The sequence below is a fragment of the Gordonia sp. i37 genome, from assembly GCF_002043085.1.
GTDB classification, from domain to species: domain Bacteria; phylum Actinomycetota; class Actinomycetes; order Mycobacteriales; family Mycobacteriaceae; genus Gordonia; species Gordonia polyisoprenivorans.
This window is the reverse complement of record NZ_MVPX01000188.1, coordinates 1-4305: the sequence shown is the minus strand read 5'-3', so window position 1 is coordinate 4305 and position 4305 is coordinate 1. Positions and strand designations below refer to the sequence as shown.

Sequence of the window (4305 nt, the reverse complement as noted above, 5' to 3'; positions counted from 1 at the left end):
GGGGTTCACCCCGGCCAGCGACACCGCGTTCGGTGACGACCCGATCTACCCGAATCACGACCTGGACTGCGTCGCCCAGATCCGGTTCGGCCCCGCCGGACAGGCCGCCGCCGCGTCGGTGTGGCTGGCGATCCCGTGCGCCCAGCTGATCAACGACGGCCGCCGGGGTACCGACGTCGACGTCGCACTCGGTGAGTACTACAAGCCGCGCGAGCAGTCACAGGACGCGCAGGCCGCACTCGAGGCGCTGCGTTCGGCCGACCCCAAGAACCCGCAGGCCGGAGTTGATCCGGGGCTGGTGAAAGCGGTGCACGCCCAACCCTGCTGAACGACGCCCGCGGTCGGAGGGGAGCGTCAGTCGCGAGCCGGAAGTGCCCGACGCGCACCGAGATCCTCGAGCAGCGCGACGAAGTCGTCGGCGATCCCGGGAGCCACCGCGATCGTCGCGTGGCCGTCGCAGGACCGCGAATCGGCCGGTGGCAGATGGACGACCGCTCCGGCCTCGGCGGCGATCAATCCGCCCGCCGCCCAATCCCAGGGGCTGAGCCCGTGCTCGATGTGGGCATCGACCGCCCCGCTGGCGACCATGCACAGATCGAGTGCCGCCGCGCCGATGCGACGGAGGTCGCGTACCCGGGGCAGCAATTGCGCCACGATCGCCCCCTGCTCCCGCCGGCGCTCCGCGTCGTATCCGAATCCGGTGGCGACGAGGGCGAGCTCGACCCGCTCGATGCCGTTGCAGCGCAACGGCACCGTCTCACCGCCGGCGCGCAGGAACGCGCCGCCGCCCTCGGCCGCGTGATAGGTGACCGCCCGCGCGACGTCGACCACCGCGCCCGCCACCGAACGACCGTCGACCTGCGCGGCCACCGACACCGCATAGGCCGGGATGCCGTACATGAAGTTGACGGTCCCGTCGATGGGATCGACGACCCAGCGCACCCCGGTCGGCACATCGACGGCGCCGCCGGACTCCTCGCCCAGGATTTCGTCGGCCGGTCGGGCCGTGCGGAGGCGATCCCGAATCAGTTGCTCGGTTTCGGTGTCCGCCAAGGTGACCGGGTCGGTCGGCGTCGACTTGGTGGTCACCGCCTCGATGCCGTCGGCGGCGGCCTGAGGACCCGGACCGCCGAAGAGTTCCGGACGTCGGCGACGAACATGGTCGGCCGCGGCCTCCGCGATCTCGACGGCGAGCTCGGCCAGCGCGGCAGGACTCTCGACTGTCACATTCGCCGACGGCACGCCCTCGGATGCGACGTTCCGGCCGACGGGATCACTGCCTCGTTGCTCCACCTGTCCATGTGAGCACATCCGGCGCCGCGAGCGGGCGTTCGGGCATCCGGTGAGACGGGGCTCACCGCACTGACCGACACCTCCCGGGACGGATTGGCCATCCTCGCTGCACCACGATGCCCGCCTGGATAGCCTGGAGACGCGTCATACCCGATCACCATCGATCCGTATCGAGAGGACCCGCCATGACCGAGTCCGGCACGCCCGGCTCCCCCACCGCCTCCGCACGCGAAGGAGATCGGGCTTCGGACGAAAAGACTTCGACGGCAACCAATCTCGCCTTCGGCGTGGACGTCGGCGGCTCCGGTATCAAGGGCGGCATCGTCGATCTCGACACGGGTGCCCTGATAGGTGAACGGTTCAAGGTGCTCACCCCGCAGCCGGCCACCCCCGACGCGGTCGCCGGCGGGGTCGCCGAGGTCGTCGCGCACTTCGACTGGCAGGGACCGGTCGGCATCACCCTGCCGGGGGTCATCACCGGCGGGATCATGCGCACCGCGGCCAACATCGACAAGGGCTGGATCGGCACCGACGTCTACGAACTGTTCAGCAAGAATCTCGACGGCCGGAAGGTCTCGGTCCTCAATGACGCCGATGCCGCCGGTATGGCCGAGGACGCCTACGGGGCGGGCAAGGGCGTCAATGGCGTCGTGATGCTGCTGACCTTCGGAACCGGTATCGGCTCGGCGATCCTCAACGACGGAACACTGGTGCCCAACACCGAACTCGGCCACCTCCAGGTGGGCAAGAAGGAGGCCGAGCACCAGGCGTCGTCGAAGGTCAAGGAAGACAAGGGATGGTCGTATGAGAAGTGGACCGAGAAGGTCTCCGAGGTCCTCAAAACCTATGAGGCGCTGTTCTGGCCGCGACTGTTCATCGTCGGTGGCGGGATCAGTCGCAAGTCGGCGAAATGGATTCCGCTGCTGACCAACTCCACCCCCGTCGAGGCCGCGGCCCTGCTCAACACCGCGGGCATCGTCGGGGCGGCCATGGCCGTCGATCAGGGCCTCCGCGTGTAGATCGTGACCTTCCAACACTGCCGTTGACCTGGCCTTTGTCACATCGGTGGGGGTGGTGTCGTTACAATGGTCCGCACCGGTGCCATGTGCGCCGCACCAAGCCCTCATCCGCGACGGCCGACGCTGCCGCGAGGACAGTCAAGATTCGCATCCGAAAGGTTGTACGTGGCAGCCACCCAGACCCGCCAGAACGACGCAGAGGTCTCCGACCCGACCACGGTCTCCGACCCGACGACGTCGACCGCTCCCACGGCTGACAAGGCACCCGCGAAGAAGACCGCCAAGAAGGCGGCCAAGAAGGCCACCGCTCGCAAGACCGCCAAGAAGGCTCCTGCCCGCAAGACCGCCGCGAAGAAGGTCGCCCCGAAGGCCGCCGGTGACGCGGACTCCCCCGACGACACCGATACCGAGCCCACCTCGATCGAAGAACTCGATGGCCCCGACGCCGTACTCGACGACGTCGAGATCGACGCCGACGATCTGACCGCCGACGACGACGAGGAAGACGCCGAGGACTCCGCCGACGACGAGGACGACGAGGAGTCCGAAGCCACCCCCGCCGCTCCCGCGGCGGCCAAACCCGCCACTGCTGCGGCCACCAAGTCCTCCGACGACACCAAGACCGCCGGCGACTTCGTCTGGGACGAAGAGGAATCCGAAGCCCTGCGCCAGGCCCGCAAGGACGCCGAACTCACCGCGTCGGCCGACTCGGTGCGCGCCTACCTCAAGCAGATCGGCAAGGTCGCCCTGCTCAACGCCGAGGAGGAGGTCGAACTCGCCAAGCGCATCGAGGCCGGACTGTTCGCGACCGAGCGACTGCGCCGGATCATGGAGTCCGGCGAGAAGATCAGCACCGCACAGAAGCGCGATCTCAACTGGATCTCACGCGACGGCAACCGCGCGAAGAATCATCTTCTCGAGGCGAACCTGCGTCTGGTTGTGTCGCTGGCCAAGCGCTACACCGGTCGCGGTATGGCCTTCCTGGACCTGATCCAGGAAGGCAACCTGGGCCTCATCCGTGCCGTCGAGAAGTTCGACTACACCAAGGGTTACAAGTTCTCGACCTACGCCACCTGGTGGATCCGGCAGGCGATCACCCGCGCCATGGCTGATCAGGCCCGCACCATCCGCATCCCGGTGCACATGGTCGAGGTCATCAACAAACTCGGTCGCATCCAGCGCGAGTTGCTCCAGGACCTGGGCCGTGAGCCCACGCCGGAGGAACTGGCCAAGGAAATGGACATCACGCCGGAGAAGGTTCTGGAGATCCAGCAGTACGCGCGTGAGCCGATCTCGCTGGACCAGACCATCGGCGATGAAGGTGACTCGCAACTCGGCGACTTCATCGAGGACTCCGAGGCCGTCGTCGCGGTCGATGCGGTGAGCTTCACCCTGCTGCAGGACCAGCTGCAATCGGTCCTCGAGACGCTCTCGGAGCGCGAGGCCGGCGTGGTCCGCCTGCGTTTCGGCCTCACCGACGGCCAGCCGCGCACTCTCGACGAGATCGGCCAGGTGTACGGCGTCACGCGCGAACGCATCCGCCAGATCGAGTCGAAGACGATGTCGAAACTGCGCCACCCCAGCCGCTCCCAGGTCCTGCGCGACTACCTGGACTGACCGACACCCTCACGATCCACCTGCTGCCCCGGCCCGACGGCCGGGGCAGTCGGCGTCTGGGCCCCGATTCCTCAGCTCTGTCAAGGGTTTCGGGCCCGCTGATCGGGACGCACTCGCGGATGCGAGGGGGTGACGGCAGCACCCCTACGATGTCGGACATGCCGCTTTCGCGCGATGTACCCGGAACGCCTCTGGTGCGTCGCCGTGTCGTCGACCTGGTGCGGGTCGCGTCGATGCTGTGTCCGGTCGGGCACTCTGCCGTCTGATTCGACACCCCGATCCCTCCATCGAAAGACTTCTCCTGATGCGCACCATCGTCCTCATCGGCCTCGTCGGCTTTGCCGCCCAACTGGTCGACGGCAGTCTCGGCATGGGC

At 67.8% G+C, this 4305-nt stretch carries 4 protein-coding genes; 3 read left to right on the top strand and 1 reads right to left on the bottom strand.

Annotated elements, in window-relative coordinates; all coding sequences use genetic code 11:
• Nucleotides 1–328 (top strand): envelope integrity protein Cei (gene cei / locus B1964_RS09055; protein ID WP_139765678.1); only part of this gene is annotated, 328 nt, incomplete at its 5' end.
• Nucleotides 329–354: 26 nt separating this feature from the next.
• On the opposite strand, the gene B1964_RS09050 is transcribed toward cei, so the two are convergent.
• A complete protein-coding gene (locus tag B1964_RS09050; RefSeq protein WP_079929551.1) occupies nt 355–1293 on the bottom strand; it encodes an inositol monophosphatase family protein in 939 nt (312 codons plus the stop codon).
• Between the two features lie 185 nt (nt 1294–1478).
• Here B1964_RS09050 and ppgK point away from each other — a divergent pair, with 185 nt between their 5' ends.
• Nucleotides 1479–2312: a polyphosphate--glucose phosphotransferase gene (ppgK, locus tag B1964_RS09045; RefSeq protein WP_079929550.1), complete on the top strand. Its 834-nt coding sequence runs from the start codon at nt 1479–1481 to the stop codon at nt 2310–2312.
• 165 nt (nt 2313–2477) lie between these two features.
• Nucleotides 2478–3929 (top strand): RNA polymerase sigma factor, encoded by a 1452-nt coding sequence (locus tag B1964_RS09040; RefSeq protein WP_079929549.1) that lies wholly within the window; start codon nt 2478–2480, stop codon nt 3927–3929.
• Nucleotides 3930–4305: the final 376 nt, after the last annotated feature.